Annotated in this window: 16 protein-coding genes and 1 pseudogene; 6 read left to right on the top strand and 11 right to left on the bottom strand. The window is 67.7% G+C overall.

Features of this window, described 5'->3' with window-relative positions; genetic code table 11:
* Positions 1 to 36: 36 nt before the first annotated feature.
* Positions 37 to 1,245, bottom strand: coding sequence for a DUF4241 domain-containing protein (locus ACWBNA_RS37980; RefSeq protein WP_482709093.1), 1,209 nt, complete (start codon positions 1,243 to 1,245; stop codon positions 37 to 39).
* A gap of 360 nt (positions 1,246 to 1,605) precedes the next feature.
* Between ACWBNA_RS37980 and ACWBNA_RS37975 the strand changes: the two are divergent.
* Positions 1,606 to 2,282, top strand: a pseudogene (locus tag ACWBNA_RS37975) (transposase); the annotation flags it as partial.
* A gap of 104 nt (positions 2,283 to 2,386) precedes the next feature.
* Here ACWBNA_RS37975 and ACWBNA_RS37970 read toward each other — a convergent pair.
* Both ACWBNA_RS37970 and ACWBNA_RS37965 read right to left on the bottom strand, forming a co-directional pair.
* Positions 2,387 to 3,124: a VC0807 family protein gene (locus tag ACWBNA_RS37970; RefSeq protein WP_482709092.1), complete on the bottom strand. Its 738-nt coding sequence runs from the start codon at positions 3,122 to 3,124 to the stop codon at positions 2,387 to 2,389.
* Between the two features lie 411 nt (positions 3,125 to 3,535).
* Positions 3,536 to 3,664 (bottom strand): hypothetical protein, encoded by a 129-nt coding sequence (locus ACWBNA_RS37965; protein ID WP_482709091.1) that lies wholly within the window; start codon positions 3,662 to 3,664, stop codon positions 3,536 to 3,538.
* Positions 3,665 to 3,867: 203 nt separating this feature from the next.
* On the opposite strand from ACWBNA_RS37965, the gene ACWBNA_RS37960 reads away from it, so the two are divergent.
* Positions 3,868 to 4,764 (top strand): hypothetical protein, encoded by an 897-nt coding sequence (locus tag ACWBNA_RS37960; protein WP_482709090.1) that lies wholly within the window; start codon positions 3,868 to 3,870, stop codon positions 4,762 to 4,764.
* 141 nt (positions 4,765 to 4,905) lie between these two features.
* Here ACWBNA_RS37960 and ACWBNA_RS37955 read toward each other — a convergent pair whose 3' ends face one another.
* A complete protein-coding gene (locus ACWBNA_RS37955; protein ID WP_482709089.1) occupies positions 4,906 to 5,601 on the bottom strand; it encodes an NsdA family TPR-like regulatory protein in 696 nt (231 codons plus the stop codon).
* A 134-nt stretch (positions 5,602 to 5,735) separates the two neighbouring features.
* On the bottom strand, positions 5,736 to 5,879 hold the full coding sequence (locus ACWBNA_RS37950) for a hypothetical protein (protein WP_482709105.1): 144 nt from the start codon (positions 5,877 to 5,879) through the stop codon (positions 5,736 to 5,738).
* Here ACWBNA_RS37950 and ACWBNA_RS37945 point away from each other — a divergent pair.
* Positions 5,833 to 6,159: a winged helix domain-containing protein gene (locus tag ACWBNA_RS37945; protein WP_482709103.1), complete on the top strand. Its 327-nt coding sequence runs from the start codon at positions 5,833 to 5,835 to the stop codon at positions 6,157 to 6,159. The two genes, ACWBNA_RS37950 and ACWBNA_RS37945, sit on opposite strands and share 47 nt — an antisense overlap.
* 269 nt (positions 6,160 to 6,428) lie before the next feature.
* On the opposite strand, the gene ACWBNA_RS37940 is transcribed toward ACWBNA_RS37945, so the two are convergent.
* From ACWBNA_RS37940 to kdpF, 6 genes are all read right to left on the bottom strand, one after another.
* Positions 6,429 to 8,972, bottom strand: a complete 2,544-nt coding sequence (locus ACWBNA_RS37940; protein ID WP_482709088.1) for a sensor histidine kinase — start codon at positions 8,970 to 8,972, stop codon at positions 6,429 to 6,431.
* Between the two features lie 45 nt (positions 8,973 to 9,017).
* Positions 9,018 to 9,701 carry a response regulator gene (locus ACWBNA_RS37935; RefSeq protein WP_482709087.1) on the bottom strand — a complete coding sequence of 228 codons (684 nt, stop codon included), beginning with the start codon at positions 9,699 to 9,701 and terminating at the stop codon, positions 9,018 to 9,020.
* 126 nt (positions 9,702 to 9,827) lie between these two features.
* A complete protein-coding gene (locus tag ACWBNA_RS37930) occupies positions 9,828 to 10,496 on the bottom strand; it encodes a potassium-transporting ATPase subunit C (protein WP_482709086.1) in 669 nt (222 codons plus the stop codon).
* Positions 10,497 to 10,501: 5 nt separating this feature from the next.
* The gene (gene kdpB, locus ACWBNA_RS37925) at positions 10,502 to 12,664 is read right to left on the bottom strand and encodes a potassium-transporting ATPase subunit KdpB (protein ID WP_482709085.1); all 2,163 of its coding nucleotides are present in this window, start codon (positions 12,662 to 12,664) and stop codon (positions 10,502 to 10,504) included.
* Positions 12,661 to 14,325, bottom strand: coding sequence for a potassium-transporting ATPase subunit KdpA (gene kdpA, locus ACWBNA_RS37920; protein ID WP_482709084.1), 1,665 nt, complete (start codon positions 14,323 to 14,325; stop codon positions 12,661 to 12,663). Before kdpA ends, kdpB begins: the two co-directional genes overlap by 4 nt.
* Before the next feature lie 7 nt (positions 14,326 to 14,332).
* Entirely contained in the window at positions 14,333 to 14,422 is a 90-nt protein-coding gene (gene kdpF, locus ACWBNA_RS37915; protein ID WP_482709083.1) for a K(+)-transporting ATPase subunit F, read from the bottom strand.
* 1,592 nt (positions 14,423 to 16,014) lie between these two features.
* On the opposite strand from kdpF, the gene ACWBNA_RS37910 reads away from it, so the two are divergent.
* The 3 genes from ACWBNA_RS37910 to ACWBNA_RS37900 all read left to right on the top strand — a co-directional run bounded on the left by ACWBNA_RS37910 (position 16,015) and on the right by ACWBNA_RS37900 (position 20,575).
* Positions 16,015 to 16,365: a hypothetical protein gene (locus ACWBNA_RS37910; protein WP_482709082.1), complete on the top strand. Its 351-nt coding sequence runs from the start codon at positions 16,015 to 16,017 to the stop codon at positions 16,363 to 16,365.
* A gap of 37 nt (positions 16,366 to 16,402) precedes the next feature.
* On the top strand, positions 16,403 to 20,188 hold the full coding sequence (locus ACWBNA_RS37905; protein WP_482709081.1) for an nSTAND1 domain-containing NTPase: 3,786 nt from the start codon (positions 16,403 to 16,405) through the stop codon (positions 20,186 to 20,188).
* 237 nt (positions 20,189 to 20,425) lie between these two features.
* The gene (locus ACWBNA_RS37900; RefSeq protein WP_482709080.1) at positions 20,426 to 20,575 is read left to right on the top strand and encodes a hypothetical protein; all 150 of its coding nucleotides are present in this window, start codon (positions 20,426 to 20,428) and stop codon (positions 20,573 to 20,575) included.
* The last annotated feature ends 39 nt before the right edge of the window (positions 20,576 to 20,614 follow it).

Genomic DNA, 20,614 nt, shown 5'->3' with positions numbered 1-20,614 from the left:
GTCTTGCCCGGTGAACTTGGGCCGCGAGCGGCTGCATCAGCACTCTTCCCCGTCGGCGGAATGGAGCTGGAAGTCGACGACGACGCAACCAACCTGTCCGTCATGGCTGCGGCCGATCCAGACGGGGTAGGTCCCGTCACCCCAGCCGGCACGGAAGGCGATGAGGTTCGGCTCGGGCTCCATGCTGGGCAGTTCGACGGTGAAATGGCTGCCGAGGGGTATGAACAGGTCCTCGTCCAGCTGGTCTTCGATCACTGTCCGAGTCGCGTCCATGAAAGCCACTGTGCCAGTATCCACGCCAACCCCGTAGAACTGGCCCTCGCTGAGCAGCCCCAGGTCCTCGTCGGGCCGGAGGACCATTTCCCACTCACGGGGCGAGATGTCCAGGAACCTCACCCTGGCCGCGGCGACCCTGGCCCCGCTTGTCGTACGCAAAATCGACAGCATGACCGGGAACTCGCCCGGTGGCACAGCGACGGTCCGCGAGGTCTCCCCGGCCCAGCCGGGGTCCGAGACCGCCAGCTGCCCTGACGTGATCCGCAGCACGCCGGCGTCAACGAGCTCGACGACGGCCGGCCCATCCGGCGTGTCGCAGGCACCCGGACTGAACAGTTGCTCAATTCCGGTGGCGTGCAGCGGTCCCGATCCTTCGTCCACCGATGCGTCGCTCAGGAGTACGGTCGTGGCGGGCTCGTGGCCCTGCTGGGCGAGGAACGGCGCGAACACCTGCCAGTCACCGAATTCCGGTTCGGGGCAGAGGAAGCTTTCGACTGGCGCCAGGAACCGCCGCACGGGGGCGCTCGACGGGCCGGATGTTCGAGCCTGCAGTGGCTCCGCCGACGCTCCCCTCGACCTGGCGAACTCAGACTTCACCTCGACCTGCCCGTCGGCCGAGACGGTCGTGGTCTCCTGGACATCCCACTTCGAGGACGAGTACTCCTGCTCGTTGGAAAACTGCCATCGGGTGTTCCAGCGAGCCAACAACATCCCCGTGCCGTGCGGCTTGAGGTCGATCATCTGCATACGCCAGGACCTGTCGTCGAACAGATATACGCGCCACATCCGGCGCGGCCAGCGCTCGACCAGTGCCAGCGGTCGCTCCCGCGCGGACAACAAAACGGCGTACTCCATCCCGGCAGCATGTCTGCGTGCGGCGACCGCGCGCGACATCGGTTCCGGATGGGTCATTCCCTGCTGGGAACCCCACATCTCGCCGTACGACACATCAAGACTGTCGAAGATCACAGCCGCGCATCTCCCCCCCGTGGCACCAGCCACCCCCGAGCAGCGGCGCTCGACGGGTTACCCTGCCGCAACGCCCTGCCCTTCCGAAGCTTCGTTGTGCCACCAGTCTGCCCCTTAGGTGTGACACACAGGATTGTGGGAGGCCAGCAACCTGGGGACACCGACGAAATGGGCCGCCCCAGGTGACGAAACACGTCGGTTCGGCGGGCCCCATCGGTGATGCGTGCGTTCGCGCCAGCGCCGACGCTCAGGAGCGGGTACGTGGGCACTCCTGCGCGGGAATCCAACTCAGCGGAAGCCACGTTACGGCTGGTCAACGAATTCCGTCGGTAGCCCGAAAGAGACGGAGCGACTGACCGCCTGGCTGGCAGGCCGGAAGAGGGCGGCGCCTCCAGCCGCCTTCATCCGCTGGAGCGCCCGAAGTTCGGCGACCTGCTGACGTACGCGCGGCCGGGCGACACCGTGCACATCTCCGGGATGTTCCGCCTCGTACGCGGCACCCAGCACATCCTCGACGTGCTCGACGTCCTGCGCGTGAAGGCCGCGGAGACCGTCTCCAAGGCCACTCGCGGCTACGACGCGGGAAAAAAGATCAACGGCCGCAAGCGCCACCTGGTCGTCGACACCCGCGGCCTGCCCCTCATGGTCATGGTCACCCCCGCCGACCTGCACGACTCGGCGGCCGCCAAGGAAGTCCTCTTCCGCCTGCGCCTGATGCACCCCGAGATCACGATCGTGTGGGCCGACTCCGCCTATGCCGGGAAGCTCGTGGACTGGGCGAAACAGCACCTCAACCTCACCATCCAACCAGTCAGCCGTCCTAAGGACGCCTCCGGCTTCGTCGTGCTGCCCCGCTGCTGGTCGTCGAGAGGTCGCTCGCCTGGATGACGCACGCCCGCCGTCACGCGAGGGACTACGAGCGGCTCATCCGCCACTCCGAAACCCCGATCACCTGGGCCGCCATCACCCTCACGACCAGGCGCCTCGCCCGGAAAGGCGCCACCCCCAACTGGCCGAGAAAACCGGCGCCAGCCGACGGCTACTGAGTTTCGCCGCGCGATGTCGCAGAGGACAGGCCTTGACCCGCGAGGGATCAGGCCGCTCCGGCACTTCACGCAATGATCACCAGCAGGAGCTGCTCTCAAGTCACGGTGCCGTTCCCGGCCAGACCCGTGGCGCCAGGCGCCTCGACCGGTCCCTGCGCCCGCTCAGCCTGGGCCTGCTTGCGCCGGCTGTAGCGGATCGTCCAGAAGACCAGGGAGACGAGCACGGCGAACGGCCCGATGCTGCTGACGCTCACCATGATCGACGTCGACAACATGTACGTCAGCAGGACGCGAACGGCGGCCTCGACCACGAACGCGACGCCCCACACGATGGTGATCGTCCGCTGGGTGCGCCGGAAGCCGTCGTACCGCCACAAGCTTTCCCACCAGGCGCGACTCGCCTCGGTGCCGTCGGTGGCGAACTTGCGGCCCATGTAGAACGCGAATGGACGCGCCATCACCAGTGTCAGCAGAATCCCCAGGCCGATGACGCCGATCAGCAGCGAATCCTTGATCAGGATCGCGCGAGCGCTGTTGAACGCCACCATGCTCACCAGCGTCAAGCCCATCGTGATCAACGTGAAGACGCCGAAATCGTCGATCTGGCGGCGGAGCGCGTAGATGACACTGATCTCCCCCAACGGCAGCAGAGAGGCGAGCATGAGTGCATGCGCCTTGCTCCACCCGTGATCGGTCAGGTAGCCGTAGAGCAGGATCGGCCCGGCGATGTTGAAGACGATCGTGGGGCCCCAGTGGGCCAGCAGACTACGTATGGAACGACTGGACGCATCGGGCTTGCCGGCGCCTTCAGCCGATGTGATGGCGTTGTTCACCGCGTCACGTCCCCCGTCACGTTGATCGCCAATGGTGGAGTGAGGCTAGAAGGTCGCCGAAGATCGCACAAGGCACCTGCCGTCGAAGACAGCGTCTCGGCGCTCGCGACTACAGGTGATCTTCGTCTGATGGCCCGGAACGATGCCAGCCCTCGCCGGTCAGCGCCCCCTCACGACATCACGCGGCAAATCTCAGTAATGTAGTACTTCAGTTGGCCCGGGTTAGCGCGAGATGGCCCGAAGATCACTTGGCGAGCGGGGCTCCGCCGTCGATCTCCTGGGACAGCTCGTCTGCGTACTCGGTGAGGAGCTGCCGCAGAGCGGCATAGTGGGTCTTCCGTCGGAATACGCGCGTATCCCGACCGCCCCCGCCCCCTGGGCAGTGACGGTCGGGATACGCGCGAAGGGCGCTCACAGGTTCCGCAAGAACCAGAACACCAGCTCCACGAACAGCCGCACCCCCATCCGCCGCGCGACATGTCGCCACGCGGCACGGGACCGCGACTTCTCCTGCTCTCGGGCGTTCTCCTGATCCGGCATTCCGATGCTCCCTTCGACGTTGGGAGCCCCAGGGGATCGCGGATGCCGAAATCGAAATCGGCGAAAAAGTGGACCCCATACCGGAGTCGGGATCTAGCCTCGGGGCCATGCCCCGGAGCAACAAGCCTGCTGCCTCCTTCGAGCCCGTACGCCAGGCCCTCAACGACGCCGGATACGGGACGGACGCCTACAGCGACAAGAAGATGCTGCGCGACATTCAGTCCCACTTCATCCCGAAACTGACCGGCGACGCGACGGACACCGAGATCGACAACGCCGTCACCGCCGCCCTCGTTTGCGCCAAGGCTTGCTCCGCGAGCAACGACGGCCGCAAGCGGCACCTGTGCCGCGTGCTCGGCTGGAGGCTGCTGTCCATGAACGACGACCCGGCCGCCACCAAAGAACTCCGCAAACAGCTCCGCGAAGCCGTCAAACGCCTGGAAAGCCACGAGTGGCCTAAGCTCCCCGCGCTCAACCCCGCCACCGGCAAGGCCATCGCATCGCTCTCTACCCTGAACCCCGAGCCCGTCATGGCACTGTTCGCCGAGATCGCCCGTGACGGCGGCATCGCTCAGCAGGACATCGACAGGACCTTCCAGGAGATCGAACAGGCCGCCGCCCAGACAGCATCAACACGCTCACCAAACACCGGCCTCCGCGAGGCCCTGCGCATCATCGCCGCCACTATGGGCAGGCCGATGGAAGACCTGGACCAAAAGGACCTGGCAGAGGCTCTTTCGTCTCTTCATCCCCTCCTGAGCTGGAATCAGGGGCCAGACGGCCGCACGGTCCCCTTTCGCCCCAGCACCATCATGCGGAACATGACCGACACGCGCCGGGCGCTGGCACTCCTGGACACCGGCGAAGACCTCCTCCTACGACGCGCCATGTCCCGCATGGGCGCCGTGCGGCACACCGAGAACTTTCCGCACGAGGAACACGATCTGCGAAGCTGTCGGACCGCCGCCGATTGGGATGCCCTCCTGGTGTGCCAGCTCATCGACCCCGTCGCCTTCGCCTGGTGGCGAGCCTCCTACGGCGACCTGCGCCCGCTGGCTTCCCTCCTCATGGAAGCCGTCTCCGGGAGCACGGAAAGCTGACCCCCTTCTGCCTCGCGCAGGCCCGACAGGCTCCTGCGCCACGCCGTCGGCACCATCAGTCCCTGCAGCATGCCCGGGGGCGGCCAGTGCTTCCACTGCGAGGGGACCGGGGGTGCCCGCCCGCTGTGGGAGCCGTAGTTGTCAGCCGGCCACGATGTCGCGTAGTTCCCGTACAGCGGTGGTGCTGGGCGGGGATCGCCTCGTACAGGTCCAGGGCGCGGCGCGGACCAGGCCGGTGCGGTAGTCGCCGGGCAGCGCTGTCAGGGCGGTGACCGTACGACGGCACGCCTGCTCGATGTCGCCGTCGTGGTGGGAGCACGTCGCCGCGTCGATGTTCAGCAGGGTGCGCGTCATGGTGCTGCTCGGCGCGGACAGCTCCAGGGCGCGCTCGTGGCTGACGTGGGCGAGGCGGGTGTCCCCGAGCGTGGTGAACGCGTGGCTGAGGTGGACGTGGTGCTTCTGCTCGCCGTACGTCAGCCACGTGTCCGACCGCTCGTTCTCGGGGAGCCGGTCCATGAGGGCGTCGGCGGCCTCGAGCGCGGCGACGGCCTGCTCGCTCTGGTGGTTGAGTGCGTAGGCGCGGGCGGCGACCGTGGCCGCCAGCGTAGCCGCGGCGGTCGGCCGGTGCCCTGCGAGGTGACGGGCCCGTACGGCGAGGCCGGCCGCCGCCTTCGGGGCGCCGTAGTTGAGCGGGACCATCGCCTCGCGGGCGAGGACCCAGGCGTGCAGCTGGTCGTCGCCGGATTCGGCGGCGGCCCGGGCGGCCGTGTTGAACCAGGCGCGGGATTCCCGGCAGCTGTCCAGGTCGTGTAAGACGATCGCGGTCATCCCGGCCATCTGTCCGGCCGTACGGCACAGCCGCGCCCGGACCGGTGCGGGTTACGGGACGGTGAGCAGCGGGCGCAGGGTCGTGAAGTCGGTGACCAGGTCGGCCAGGACGCGGGTGGGCTGCTGTCCGTGGTAGCCGTACCCTAGCTCTCGGCTGCCGCTTCCAAGTCGGCCAAGTCCTGGGGCGTGTCGGGGGAGAGGGTCTGGTCGACGTCGGTCCGGGCGGCGAGGGCCGGAGCGGTGAGGCCGGCGGCCAGGGCGCCGCGCAGCAGGTTGCGGCGCTTCATCGGATCATCTTCTCCATGGTCGGACTCCGTGCTGTGGGCGGCGGTGTCCTCCCAGGTGCTGGAGGTCGGCGAGGACGCGGTGACGCTCTCCGCCGCAGGGAGCACGTTCGAGTTCGCCCCGGCAGCGGAAGCGGTGCTGCGCCCGCTGGTCGACGGCCGCACCGCGGACCTGGCCACGCTCGCCGACGCGGCCGGCCTCGTCCTGGCTGGTTGCTCATCTGCCGCCGGAAGGTGTCGTCCACGGGGTCGACGACGGCAAGCAGGTGCAGGATCGTGGTGATTTGCCCGTACTCGGCGAACACCTGCCCCAGCGCGGCCGGGTACCCGTCCCGGCCGAGGGTCCGCATCAGGTCGTAGGCGCGGACCTGGTTGGTGACCTGGGAGCGGCCACCCGCAGCATGCTGGAGCCGATCGGCCTCGCTGACGGGTGGAGCGCCTTCCCACCGACCACGCGTGAAGTCGGGCCGTATCCGCTTGCACTCGGGGGCAATGGCTCTGAAGGGCTTTAACGCCGCCGTACTGGCCTGTACGGGCGGGATGTTGGCGTCGCTAGGAGGTGGCGGTCACCGAAAGGCCGGAGGGGAGCGGTCGGCGGTCGGATGCGGCCGGCACGGTGAGGACCATGGTGAGGCCGCCGCCGGGGGTGTCCTCGGCGTTGAGAGTGCCGCCCATCGCCTCGGCGAAACCGCGGGCGACCGCGAGGCCCAAACCGACGCCGGCGCCGCGCGGGGCGTCACCGTAGCGCTGGAACGGCTCGAAGATGCGGCCCTTGGCCTCGTCCGGGACGCCCGGGCCGCGGTCCACCACCCGCACCTCCACTCGGTCGGCCATGGCGCTGGCAGCCACCAGGACGCGCTCGCCGGCGGGGCTGTACTTGACCGCGTTCTCGACCAGGTTGGCCACCGACCGCTCGAGCAAGCCCGGGTCGACGGCGACCATTGGCAAGGTTTCTGGGATGTCCAGCTCCACGCTGTCTTCGGGTACGCCGTCCAGGGCCATGGGCACCACCTCGTCGAGGTCGATCTCGCGGATCAGCGGGGCGACGGTGCCGGTCTGCAGCCGGGACATGTCGAGCAGGTTGCCCACCAGGTGGTCGAGGCGGTCGGCGCCGTTTTCGATGGCCTCCAGGAGTTCGGCCTGGTCCTCCTCGGACCAGGCCACGTCGTCCGATCGCAGGGAGGAGACGGCGGCTTTGATCCCGGCGAGCGGGGTGCGCAGGTCGTGGCTGACGGCGGCGAGCAGGGCGGTGCGGATGCGGTTGCCCTCGGCGAGTTCCTTGGCCTGGTCGGCCTCGGACTGCAGGCGCTGGCGGTCCAGGACCACGGCGGCCTGGGCGGCGAACGCGGCGAGAACCCGGCGGTCGGAGGCGGGCAGCACTCTGCCGGACAGCGCGAGCGCCATGTGGTCGCCGACCGGCATGTCCACGTCCGCGTCCTCGGGGTACTGGCAGGGCTGTGGGCCCACGCTGCCCGCGCAGCTCCACGGGGTTACGTCGCTTTCCCGCTCCAGCAGGGCGACCGACTCCATGCCGAAGGTCTCCCGCATCCGCTCCAGCAGGGCCGCCAGGCTGGTCTCGCCGCGCAGCACGCTGCCCGCCAGGAAGGAGAGGATCTCCGACTCGGCGCGCAGCCGGGCCGCTTGATGCGTACGCCGGGCGGCCAGGTCCACCACGGAGGCCACCGACACCGCCACGGCGAAGAAGACCACGAGGGCGACGATGTTCTTGGGATCGGCGATGGTGAGGCGGTGCAGGGGCGGGGTGAAGTAGTAGTTCAGCAGAAACGACCCGAAGGCCGCCGAGGCCAGCGCCGGGAGCAGGCCGCCGAGCAGGGCCGCAGCCACGGTCAGCGTCAGGAACAGCAGCATGTCGTTGGCGAGACCGAGCTCGGCGTCGCCGTTGGTCAGCAGCAGCGTGAGCAGCGTCGGGCCGACCACCCCAGTCAGCCAGCCCGAGATGATCCGCGGCCGGCCGAGCCGCGCACCTCGCGCAACCGGCAGCCCTCGGCCTTTGCCGGCCTCGTCGTGGGTGATCAGGTGCACGTCGAGGTCGGGGCCCGACTCCCGGGCGACCGTGGCGCCGACACCGGGCCCGAAGACGTACTGCCATCCCCTGCGCCGCGAGACGCCGAGGACTATCTGGGTGGCGTTGACCCCCCGCGCGAAGTCCAGCAGAGCCGAGGAGACGTCGTCGCCGATGACGTGGTGGAAGGTGCCGCCCAGGTCCTCCACCAGGGCGCGCTGGACGGCCAGCTCCTTGGGCGAGGCGTTGGTCAGTCCGTCGCTGCGCGCGATGTAGACGGCCAGCACCTCTCCGCCGGCACCCTTCTCGGCGAGCCGGGCGGCCCGGCGGATCAGCGTGCGGCCCTCGGGGCCACCGGTCAGACCGACCACGATCCGCTCCCGCGAGCCCCAGATCTTCGACACCCGGTGTTCGCTGCGGTACTCGGTCAGATACGCGTCGACCCGGTCGGCCACCCAGAGCAGCGCCAGCTCCCGCAGCGCGGTCAGATTGCCCGGGCGGAAATAGTTGGACAGGGCCGCGTCGACCTTGTCGGCCTTGTAGATGTTGCCGTGCGCCATCCGCCGGCGCAGCGCCTGCGGCGACATGTCGACCAGCTCGATCTGGTCTGCCCGCCGGACGGCCTCGTCGGGGACGGTCTCCTGCTGCCGCACCCCGGTGATCGACTCGACGGTGTCCCCCAGCGACTCCAGATGCTGGATGTTGACCGTCGAGACGACGTCGATCCCGGCCGCGAGCAGTTCCTCGACGTCCTGCCAGCGCTTGGCGTTGCGGGAGCCGGGGATGTTGGTGTGGGCGAGTTCGTCGACGAGAGCCACCTGGGGGTGCCGGGCCAGGACCGCGTCGACATCCATCTCGGTGAAGACGCTCCCCCGGTACTCCAGCTCTTTGCGGGGGATCTGTTCCAGGCCGTGGAGCATGACCTCGGTGCGGGGCCGGTTGTGGTGTTCCAGGAAGGCGACCACGCAGTCGGTCCCCCGTTCGACACGGCGGTGTGCCTCGGAGAGCATCGCGTACGTCTTGCCGACGCCCGGTGCCGCGCCGAGGTATATCCGGAGCTTGCCGCGTGCCATGGTCTCGTCTCTACGTCGTATGCGGTCAGAACGGTCGGGAGCAGGTCAGCTCTCGAAGCGGTAGCCCATGCCCGGTTCGGTGATCAGGTAGCGGGGGTGGGCCGGGTCGGCTTCCAGCTTGCGCCGCAGCTGGGCCATGTACACCCGCAGATAGTTGTTTTTGTTGCTCTGGGAAGCACCCCACACCTCCTGCAGCAGGTGCTTCTGCGTGATGAGCCGGCCGGGGTTGCAGACCAGGATTTCCAGCAGATGCCACTCAGTGGGGGTGAGGCGCACATCGCGGCCGGCCCGGATGGCCTTCTTGGCCAGCAGATCGATGGTGAAGTCGTCCGTGATGACCAGCGTCGTCTCGGGAGTGAGCGGGACGGTTTCGGTGCGGCGGACGGCAGCCCGCAGCCGGGCGAGGAGTTCGTCCATGCTGAACGGCTTGGTGATGTAGTCGTCGGCGCCCGCGTCGAGCGCGGCGATCTTCTCGTCGGAGGCCCGGCGGGCGGACAGCACCAGGATCGGGACCTTGGTCCAGCCGCGCAGGGCCTTGATGACGTCCGTGCCGTCCATGTCCGGCAGTCCCAGATCGAGGAGGACCACGTCGGGCTGGCGGGCGGCGGCGAGCCGGAGCGCGGTGGCGCCGTCGGGGGCCGCGTCGACGCCGTACTGCCGTGCCTGCATGTTGATCACGAGCGCCCGTACGAGCTGGGGGTCGTCCTCTACGACCAGTACCCGGGTCATCGGTGTGCGCCTTTCCTGTTGCACGGAGAGCCAGAGGATGCGGAATCCATGTCATGGCCGCGCGGGAGTTGACGGATCGGGAATGCCTCCTGGCCCGCCAACTCCCGCGTGGTGCACGTAAGGCCATCAGCTCCTGGCCACGAGTTCCTTGAGCGCGATGTTGAGTTCCAGGACGTTGACCGTGGGCTCGCCCATGAAGCCGAGAATGCGGCCGTCCGTGTGCTCGTCCACGAGCTTGTGGACCTGGGCGACGGACAAGCCGTTCCGCTCGGCGATCCGGTGGACCTGAATGTCGGCGTAGTCCGGAGAGATGTCCGGGTCCAGGCCGGAGCCCGAGGAGGTGACCGCGTCGGCGGGCACGTCGGACGCCTTGACCGTGTAGCCCTTCACCGAGTTGTCCCTGATGACCGCCGCCTTGGCGTCCTTGACCCACTTGATCAGGTCCGCGTTGTCACCGGAACGGTTCGTCGCGCCGGACAGGATCAGCTTGTATTGGGTGTTGACGCTGTTGGTGCCCAGGCCGTTCTGCGGGCGCCCCTGGAACCACTTCAGGTCGGGCTCCGGGGTCTGCCGGCCCTTCGTCAGCGGCAGGTTGTACGCCTGGCCGATGAGCGAGGAGCCGACGACCTTGCCGTCCGCCTTGATCTGCGAGCCGTTCGCCTTGCCGGGGAAGATCCCCTGGGCGACGCCGGTGATGGCCAGCGGATAGAGGATGCCCGTCACCACAGTCAGCACGAGAAGGGCGCGCAGGCCGGCCCAGAGCAACCGGGCAGTGTTCGTAACCGAGTTGTTCATGACGGTCAGCCGATCCCGGGGATGAGGGAGATGAGCAGGTCGATGATCTTGATGCCGATGAAGGGGGCTATCAGCCCGCCGAGACCGTAGATCCCGAGGTTGCGGCGGAGCAGCTTGTCCGCGCTGACCGGGCAGTACTGCACGCCGCGCAGGGCGAGCGGCACCAGCGCGATGATGATCAGCGCGTTGAAGATGACCGCGGACAGGATCGCGGAGTCCGGCGAGGACAGTCCCATGACGTTGAGCTTGTCCAGGCCCGGGTAGACCGCCGCGAACAGCGCCGGGATGATCGCGAAGTACTTCGCCACGTCGTTGGCGATGGAGAACGTCGTCAACGCGCCCCGGGTGATGAGGAGTTGCTTGCCTATCTCGACGATCTCGATGAGCTTGGTCGGGTTGGAGTCGAGGTCGACCATGTTGCCGGCCTCCTTCGCGGCCGACGTCCCCGTGTTCATCGCCACACCGACGTTTGCCTGGGCGAGCGCGGGCGCGTCGTTGGTACCGTCACCGGTCATCGCCACGAGCTTGCCGCCCGCCTGCTCCCGCTTGATGAGCGCCATCTTGTCCTCCGGAGTGGCCTCCGCGAGGAAGTCGTCGACACCCGCCTCCTCGGCGATCGCCTTGGCCGTCAGCGGGTTGTCACCCGTGATCATGACGGTCTTGATGCCCATGCGGCGCAGCTCGTCGAACCGCTCCCGCATGCCCTCCTTGACGACGTCCTTGAGGTGGACGACGCCCAGCACCCTGGCCCCGTCGGCGCCCTCAACCGCCACCAGCAGCGGAGTGCCGCCCGCCTCGGAGATGGAGTTAGAGATGGTGTCGGCGTCGCCGGCGACCGTGCCACCCTGCTCCCGGACCCAGGCGAGCACCGAACCGGTGGCCCCCTTGCGGACCTTTCGGGCGGTGCCGTTTTCTGTGAGGTCGACACCGGACATGCGGGTCTGCGCAGTGAAGACGATCCACTCGGCACCGGCCAGCTCGCCCTGGTGGCGTTCGCGCAGCCCGTACTTCTCCTTCGCCAGTACGACGATGGAGCGGCCCTCGGGCGTCTCGTCGGCCAACGACGACAGCTGGGCGGCCTCCGCCAGCTCGGCCTCGGTCGTGCCGGCTACCGGTACGAACTCGGCGGCCTGCCGGTTGCCGAGCGTGATGGTGCCGGTCTTGTCGAGCAGCAGGGTCGATACGTCGCCGGCGGCTTCGACTGCTCTGCCCGACATGGCCAGTACGTTGCGCTGCACCAGTCGGTCCATGCCCGCGATGCCGATCGCGGAGAGCAGGGCACCGATCGTGGTCGGGATCAGGCAGACCAGGAGGGCCACCAGCACGACCATGGTCAGATGTGTGCCCGCGTAGTTGGCGAACGGCGGCAGCGTGGCCACCGCCAGCAGGAAGACGATCGTCAGCGAGGCGAGCAGGATGTTCAGCGCGATCTCGTTGGGCGTCTTCTGCCGGGCCGCTCCCTCGACCAGGTTGATCATGCGGTCGATGAAGGTCTCCCCCGGCTTTGTCGTGATCTTGATGACGATCCGGTCGGAGAGGACCTTCGTACCGCCGGTGACGGCACTGCGGTCGCCGCCGGACTCACGGATGACCGGGGCCGACTCACCGGTGATCGCCGACTCGTCAACACTGGCGACACCCTCGACTACGTCACCGTCGCCGGGGATGATGTCGCCCGCCTCACAGACCACCAGGTCACCGATCCGCAACTCGGTGCCGGGCACCTGCTCCTCGGTCCCGCTGTCCTTGGACAGCCGTCGCGCCACAGTGTCCGTCTTGGCCTTGCGCAACGTGTCGGCCTGCGCCTTGCCGCGGCCCTCGGCGACCGCCTCCGCCAGGTTGGCGAAGATCACGGTGAGCCACAGCCAGGCACTGATCGCCCAGCCGAACCAGTCGCCCGAGTCCTTGAACGAGAACACCGTCGTCAGCACCGAGCCGACCAACACCACGAACATGACGGGTGACTTGACCATCACCCGCGGGTCGGTCTTCCGGAGAGCGTCCGGCAGCGACCTGAGCAGCTGCTTGGGGTCGAAAAGGCCCGCGCCGACACGGCCTTCGCCGCCCTTGTGGCCGGTCGGTGCGTCCTGGTGGGGAGCAAGCGTCGGAGTCGAGGTGGACATGGCGTCCTGCTTTTCTGCGTCGTGTTTCTTGGTGTCGCTGGTCATGACGCCAGCCCTTCAGCGAGCGGCCCCAGCGCCAGCGCCGGGAAGTACGTCAGACCAGTGATGATCAGGATCGCGCCCACCAACAGCCCGGTGAACAGCGGCTTCTCGGTGCGCAGCGTGCCCGCGGTGGCCGGCACCGGCTTCTGCTCGGTCAGCGAACCCGCCAGCGCCAGCACGAACACCATCGGCAGGAAACGTCCGAGGAGCATCGCGATGCCGATGGTGGTGTTGAACCACGGCGTGTCCGCGTTCAGGCCGGCGAAGGCCGAGCCGTTGTTGTTGGCGCCTGATGTGTATGCGTACAGGATCTCGGAGAAGCCGTGCGCGCCGCTGTTCAGCATGGAGTGCGGCGGAGTCGGCAGCGCCATCGCCGCGGCGGTGAAGATGAGCACCAGCGCCGGGGTGATGAGGATGTAGCAGGCCGCGAACTTGATCTCGCGAGTGCCGATCTTCTTGCCCAGGTACTCGGGCGTACGGCCGACCATCAGACCGGCGATGAACACCGCGATGACCGCCATGATCAGCATGCCGTAAAGGCCCGATCCGGTACCGCCGGGCGCGATCTCACCGAGCTGCATGCCCAGCAGGTTCAGCCCGCCGCCCAGCCCCGTGTTGGAGGAATGAAACGAGTCCACCGCACCGGTGGAGGTGAGCGTCGTGGAGATCGAGAAGATCGACGAAGCGCCGATGCCGAAGCGGGTCTCCTTGCCCTCCATCGCACCGCCTGCGATCTCGAACGCCGGGCCGTGGTGCGCGAACTCGGTCCACCACATCAGGCAGATGAAGGCGACCCAGATGGTCGCCATTGTGGCGAGGATTGCGTAGCCCTGGCGCAGTGAGCCGACCATCCGGCCGAAGGTTCGCGTCAGCGCGAACGGGATCAACAGGAGCAGGAAGACCTCGAAGAGGTTGGAGAACGCGTTGGGGTTCTCGAAGGGATGCGCGCTGTTGGCGTTGAAGTAACCGCCGCCGTTGGTGCCGATCTCCTTGATGGCCTCCTGCGAGGCGACCGCGCCGCCGTTCCACTCCTGGTTGCCACCCGTGAACTGGCCGACCTCGTGGATGTTGGAGAAGTTCTGGATCACGCCGCAGGCGACCAGGACGATCGCGGCGACGACGGAGAGCGGCAGCAGGATACGGACGGTGCCGCGCACCAAGTCGGTCCAGAAGTTGCCCAGCTCACCGGTGCGGGAGCCGGCGAATCCTCGTACGAGAGCCACCGCGACAGCGATGCCGACGGCGGCGGACAGGAAGTTCTGCACCGCAAGGCCGCCGGTCTGGACGACGTGGCCCATGGCCTGCTCGCCGTAGTAGGACTGCCAGTTGGTGTTCGACACGAAGGACGCGGCGGTGTTGAACGCCTGGTCCGGGTCGATCGAGGAGAAGCCCAGCGAGCCGGGCAGGCTGCCCTGCACCCGTTGCAACAGGTACAGGAAGAGCACACTCACCGCGGAGAAGGCGAGGACACCGCGCAGATAGGCCGACCAGCGCATCTCGGCGTTCGGGTCGGCGCCGATGCCCTTGTAGATCCACTTCTCCACACGCAGGTGCTTGTCGGAGGAGTAGACCCGGGCCATGTAGTCGCCGAGCGGGCGGTATGCCAGTGCCAGCGCCGCCATCAGCGCGAGCAGTTGGAGCAAACCGGCGAGGACAGAGCTCATAGGGTGCTCAGAACCTCTCCGGGAAGACCAGGGCGAGGATCAGATAGCCCAGCAGAGCGACGGCCACGACCAGGCCGACAAGGTTTTCGATGGTCACAGCTTCGCCACCCCCTTGGCGACGAGAGCCACCAGCGCGAACACCGCGACCGTGGTGACGACGAAGGCCAGGTCGGCCATCGCGAGCTCCTAGATGAGGTTCGGATCGAACGGACGATTCGAGGAAAGCGCTTCGCTGGCCGGATTCGGCGGGCGTTGACGCCTTCCTTACGGCGGCCCGTACTCTTTTGACGGAACCCATACGCCGGAGTCCCCGCGGGTGCCGGACCAGCTCCTCCCGGGTAACGCCGACGGCCCACACCGGTGAGGTGCGGGCCGCTCGGGTGCAGTCAGTAGTCGCTGCGCGAGTTCTCACCAAACTACGCACCAACGAGTGATCACGCAGCCGCCCCTTCGGAACGTGTGGGCCGCCTGGCCGAGCGGGCGCTCGCCGCGGCGGCCGACTGCACCCTGACGCTGCCGGTGATGCCGAAGCTCACCTGGAGGAGACGCAGGCGCACCGTGCTGCCACGCGTCGAGCGGCGCCTTAAGCAGCTCGCCGACACCGAGACCGTCAGTTTCTACCTCCGAAGGTGCCGGTCAGGTAGCAGGAAGCTCCCAGGCTGCACGGACGGGATCCCAGCCTCCTGCGACGGTGCCGTCCAGGAGCGGGTTGAGGAGCGTCTGTGCTGCTTGGGCAACTCCGGGGAAGGTTTCGGCAGCCTTGCAGACCGAGGACCAGGGCAGCGGCGCTCGAGTGTTTGTCGTTTGCCCGTCGGTCCCGGCGCGAGGTCGGTGCCCCGCTGGCGGCGTTGTTCTGTTTCCTGGTGGGCGGCCCTGTCGTTGATCTTCTCTTGCTGGCTGATCAGGAGGATGTCGGCCAGATCGAGGGAGCGGCTGGATGTCCCCTCGCTGTGACGTTCGTAGAGGGCGCGGACCTTGTCGGCGATGTGGTCGATGAGGGGTAGAAGCGGACGGTGGGCCAGTCCACAGGCCAGGGAAGGTCGACGGCGGAGATCAGGGGGCTTGTCTCCGGCCCCGGCCAGGGTCCGTAGGACGGCGATGTCCACCTTGGCACTGTCAACGCGGGTGGGGCCGAGGTAGACCTGGAAGTACTGGGAGCCGCCACGGTTGGGGTCGGCTGACGGGGTGTACTTGCCGGGGGCAGTCCTTGCCGACCGGTCGCAGCCGCTCAGCCACCAGATAAGGGGTGGACGGCAGCGGTTTGAGGGCGACGTTGTCCAGGGCGGCCCGGTGCCCGATGACCTCGTGGTGGGTGGCACGAGACCGGGCCGGCGCTCGACCCGGCCCTTGCCCGTGGTTCGGTAGACGGCCAGGATCGGTGTTGAGGGCGGCGAGGCCGCCGCGGTACTCGGGCTCGCACCTTCGCTGCACCGGCTGCGGGCTGCCACCGTCCAGCGTAGCCATCAGCAAGAACGAGGGCGTTACAGCGGTGAAGACTGGGGCAAAGAGTACGCAAATGGACACACGATCACTCACCATGGCAGTTCCACAGAGCCACAGTCCGGGCGACGCTTGCGATGCCAAGAGCCTACGCTCATGTCCGGCTGGGACAACACTGTTCGTGGCGCCCCACAAAATCCTATTAGCCCGTTTGGCATAATGATCACGTATTGGCTGCATGATCTAGCTATGACGCGTCATCAGATACTTTGGAGCGCTGGCGTGATTGCCATACTGGCCGCAGTCGGGCTGGGTGTCGCCGTCGTTGTGAGCGGGCCGGAGGCAGCCTCTGGGCTGGCGGGGATCATTGCCGCCTGCTGTGAACTTGCGGCGCTCGTGATGGGTGTGGCGGCGTGGGCTGCAGGTCGGGGTGAGCCGGTGTCGCCCGCGGCCGACGGCGGTGGCACGCCGGGGCCCCAGCCCGAGCCGGCCACGAGCGGTGGAGCGCCCGAGGCCGCGGGTGGAGGGAAGTTCACGATCAGGACCGACCAGATCGACCGCTCGCAGATCGGTGACCACAACACACAGCACAACGGGTGATTCATCAGCCCGAGAACTGTCGGTATCGGGGGCGGCAGTGGAACCAGGTTCATGGGATATCAGCGCGGAGCGGATCGACCACGCACAGTTCGGCAACCACAACACGCAGATCAACTATCGGTACAGCGACCGCACATGGACCGACCGGTCCGGCGCGCCGCCGCTGATCAGTATCTCGGGCGAAGTCGAGTCCCCCTACCGCGGGCTAGGCGCGTTCGAGGAGCGGGACGCGCCTTTCTTCTTCGGCCGCGACGATGCCGTCAGATCCGTACTGGACCGGATGGCGCACTGCGCCGCCGCTCAGGGCCCGTTGATGGTGTCGGGCGTCTCCGGTGCCGGTAAGTCGTCCTTGGTGAGGGCCGGAGTCCTGCCTCAGGTACGGGGGGTCGGCCTGCCGGGTCTGCCGCAGGCTCGGACGTGGCCGTGTCAGCTGTTCACGCCGTCGAGAACGCCGTTGGACGAACTGGCCGCCCGTGTCGCCTCGTTGGCCCATGCGGACGCTTCGGCCGTACGGAGCCGTCTGGACCATGATCCGGCGTCTTTCGCCCTGACGGCGCGTCAGGCAGCCCTTGCTCAGGGAGGCGGTGCGGGTGCTGCGGCGGGGCAGGAGCGGCTGTTCCTGGTGATCGACCAATTCGAACAACTGTTCACTCGGTGCCCCGATGAGCGTCAACGGCAGGCGTTCATCACCGCGCTGGCCGCTGCTGCCACCGTGCCGCAAGGAGAAAATCAGATGCCAGCGGCGCTGGTACTGATCTTGGTGCGTGAGGACTTCGAGGCTCGGTGTACCACCTATCCTCAGCTGGCCGAGGCGGTCCAGAGCCGGTATCTCGTCATGCCGATGAGTGAACTGGAGCTGCGGGCGGCAGTGACCCAACCCGCGCGCGTCGCGGAGCGCCAGGTGGATCCCGCCCTGGTCACGGCGCTTCTGGACGTGTTCCGCACAAGGCCGCGGGACGCAAGCGGCGCGACTGCCTCACCGGCGGGGCTGCTGCCGCATCTTTCGTATGCCCTGGACAAGGCGTGGCGTGCCCATCCTGGCGCGACGACGCTCACGCTCGCCGACTATGCGCGGGCCGGCGGCATCGACGGGGCGGTCGCGCAAAGCGCGGACAGTGCCTACAGCACCCTCACGGCAGACCAGCAGGTCATGGCGCGGCAGGTGTTCACCGGGCTGGCCGCCGTGGGCGAAGACGGGATCAAACTGGCCGGCAGGGTCACCCGGGAAGAGTTGCACGCCGGAAAGACGCGGGCGCAGTCGCGGGACGTGGACACCGTGTTGGAGGCATTCGCCGATCAGCGGCTGCTGATCCTCGGGGCCGACACGGTGGAGATCAGCCATGAAGCGCTACTGACCGCTTGGCCGTTGCTGCGGGACTCCTGGCTGGCGGAGATGGACGCCGACCGTATCACCCGCGCCCGGCTGCGATCGGACGCAGCGGAGTGGGCGGGCCAGGCCCGTGACCACTCGTATCTCTACAGCGGCGGCCGACTGGAGATCGCCGTCGGCGCCGCGTCGCGGATCCAGGCGGATCCTGTGCGCTACAGCGCTCTGAGCGCGGATGAACGTTCGTTTCTCGCGACCAGCGAATACGCCGCGCGAGCCCGGGCTCGGCGGAGGCGGGGCCTCGTCGCCTTCCTCATGGTGCTGGTGCTGGGTCTGGCGGCTGCCGGTCTTGTGACCTACCGGGCCAGCCGGGACGCTGCCGAACAGCGTGACAACGCCGCTGCCGGCCAACTGGTGGGGCAGAGCGCGGCCCTCGGCGACGGTGACCCTACGCTGGCCAAACTCCAGAGCCTCGCGGCCTGGCGTATCCACCCTTCCGCCGACTCCCGTTACGGTCTGCTGGCCGCGGCGGCCCAGCCAGGCCTTGCCGTCCTGCCCGGCCACACTAACCGGGTCGTCGATGTCTCCTTCAGCCCGGACGGCAAGACTCTCGCCACGGCGTCGTACGACGGCTCGGTACGTCTGTGGGACGCGGTCACCCACCGGCAGATCGGCCGACCCCTCACCGGCCACACCGACATCGTCCACTCGGCGGTGTTCAGCCCGGACGGCCGGACCCTTGCGACCGGCAGCGGTGACGGCACGGTCCGGTTCTGGGACGTGACCACGGGCCGAAAAACCGGCGCCCCCCTTAAAGTCCACTCCTCCGCCGACGATTCGGTCGTCGCGCTGGCGCTCAGTCCGGACGGCGCGGTCCTGGCTACCGCAGACATCGTTTCGGTGCGCTTGTGGGACGTGGCCACCCGCAAACAGATCGGCTCACCCATCCCCACTCCGTACGAGCGGGTGAGTGATGTGCAGTTCGTCCCGGACAGTGACCTTCTGGCCGTCTGCGGCATGGAGCTTGGTGACGAAACCCTCGGCTCGGTTCGATTCTTCGACACCCTCACCCACCACCAGGCCGGCCAGCCCCTCCTCCACTCCCTCCCCTGCGCCAGCTTGGAGGTCAGCCGCGACGGCAAGTTCATGGTCACGACCAATGCCGATGCCTATGCGCAGGTGTGGAATGCGGAAACACGACGGATGGTGGGCAAGCCGCTCCCTGGCCCGCCCCACACACTGGTGTCGGTGGCGTTCAGCCCGGACGGCAAGACTGTGGCCACCGGCGGCAACGACTCCACCGTACGCCTGTGGGAAGCGGCGACCCGTCGGCAGATCGGCCAACCCTTGAAAGGCCACACCAGTACCGTCGCGGCGGTCGCGTTCAGCCCGGACGGCAAAACGCTAGCCAGCGCGAGCGGCGACGGCACGGCACGGCTGTGGAACGTGCGCGTTCCCCGGCCCATCGGCCACCACGCCGATGAGTTGCTCGGCGACCTGTACACGGTGGCGTACAGCCCGGACGGCAAGACGCTGGTCACCGGGGGCAACGAAGGCACCCTGCGCTTCTACGACGTCTTGACGGGCGAGGCAATCGACCCCCCGTTCTACAGCAACGAAGGATCCGTCAATGCGGCCGCGTTCAGCCGCGACGGCACCGCTCTGGCGGTCGCCGGCGGAGGCAGCTCTGTCATGCTGCTGGACCCATCCACGCACGAGGCGAGGGGTGAACCCCTCACCGGAGGAGGATCCCAAGTCTACGCGGTCGCATTCAGCCCGGACGGAGAACTCCTGGCCACAGCCGCTGACGATCACGTGGTGCGGTTGTGGAACACCAGCACCCATCGGCAGGCCGGAAAGGCCCTCGTGAGTCCCGGAGACCGTCATGACTCACTGTCGGTGGCTTTCAGTCCTGACGGCAGGACACTGGCGGCCGGGCGTGCGGACGGGAGAATACAATTGTGGGACGCGGCTAGCCACCGGCCACTCGGCCGTCCCCTCTCCGGGCCGTTCAACGAGGTCAACTGGACATCGTTCAGCCCGGACGGCAAGACGCTCGCATCCGGCGGCGACGATGGAACCGTCCGCCTGTGGGATGTCGCCGACCATCGAATGCGCGGCCGGCCGCTGACCGGCCACACCGGACCTGTGAGCTCAGGAGTGTTCAGCCCGGACGGCAGAATCCTGGCCACTGGCGGTTTCGATGCGACGGCCCGCCTGTGGGACGTCGCCACACAGCAACAGATCGGCGAACCCATAGGAGACTTGGCCCATCTGTACGCGGACATCACGGATTCCGTCATGAGCACGGCGTTCAGCCCCGACGGAAGACATCTCGCCCTTGGCCACAGCGACGGCTTCGTGAGGATCTGGCCGATGGACCATCTGTACGGTGCGAAGCCGCTGTTGTGCCGAGAGACCCAGCGTTCACTCACACGGGAGGAATGGGCGCGTTATGTACCCACGGGGGTGAGGTACCGCACGGTGTGTCCTTGAAACCTGAGTGGCATGGGCAGACGGACCGGCTCGTGGTCGTATCTGGAGCGAGGAATGGGTGGCGGCCGTAGCCGCCGGGTTGTGGGGAAGCAGTATCTGAGCTTGTTCTTTATGGTCTGACCTCGAACGATGTCCCGAACGTGATCGCTCGTACGAGGATTCCGGGGGCGTGAACACGGCCTTCGTCTGATCCTGTGCTCCGACCAAGAGGTACTTGACCAGTACGAAGGCAACAGCGTGCGCTTCCGCCGAATCCACACCGCCGACAACGGCCTGGTACGCAACCGCTACTGGTGCGAGGCAGAGGACCGCGAGGTCACCTTCGGGGACATAGGGCGCGGCTACGAACTCCCGGACGGCCGGGTCATCCCGGTCACGGACGAATAGCTGCGGGCCCTGCCGCTGACCACAGCACGCACGATTGAG

This window comes from Streptomyces sp. Q2, assembly GCF_056820935.1.
Note: the sequence above shows the minus strand (reverse complement) of the source record. Positions and strands in the feature narration are given on the sequence as shown.

What these genes read in the sequence shown, in the direction of transcription:
- ACWBNA_RS37950 (WP_482709105.1), bottom strand. Translation starts at nt 5,879, where the DNA reads ATGAAGCGCCGCAACCTGCTGCGCGGCGCCCTGGCCGCCGGCCTCACC.
- ACWBNA_RS37955 (WP_482709089.1), bottom strand. Translation starts at nt 5,601, where the DNA reads ATGGCCGGGATGACCGCGATCGTCTTACACGACCTGGACAGCTGCCGG.
- kdpB (WP_482709085.1), bottom strand. Translation starts at nt 12,664, where the DNA reads ATGACCAGCGACACCAAGAAACACGACGCAGAAAAGCAGGACGCCATG.
- ACWBNA_RS37940 (WP_482709088.1), bottom strand. Translation starts at nt 8,972, where the DNA reads ATGGCACGCGGCAAGCTCCGGATATACCTCGGCGCGGCACCGGGCGTC.
- ACWBNA_RS37910 (WP_482709082.1), top strand. Translation starts at nt 16,015, where the DNA reads ATGACGCGTCATCAGATACTTTGGAGCGCTGGCGTGATTGCCATACTG.
- kdpA (WP_482709084.1), bottom strand. Translation starts at nt 14,325, where the DNA reads ATGAGCTCTGTCCTCGCCGGTTTGCTCCAACTGCTCGCGCTGATGGCG.
- ACWBNA_RS37965 (WP_482709091.1), bottom strand. Translation starts at nt 3,664, where the DNA reads ATGCCGGATCAGGAGAACGCCCGAGAGCAGGAGAAGTCGCGGTCCCGT.
- ACWBNA_RS37960 (WP_482709090.1), top strand. Translation starts at nt 3,868, where the DNA reads ATGCTGCGCGACATTCAGTCCCACTTCATCCCGAAACTGACCGGCGAC.
- ACWBNA_RS37935 (WP_482709087.1), bottom strand. Translation starts at nt 9,701, where the DNA reads ATGACCCGGGTACTGGTCGTAGAGGACGACCCCCAGCTCGTACGGGCG.
- ACWBNA_RS37930 (WP_482709086.1), bottom strand. Translation starts at nt 10,496, where the DNA reads ATGAACAACTCGGTTACGAACACTGCCCGGTTGCTCTGGGCCGGCCTG.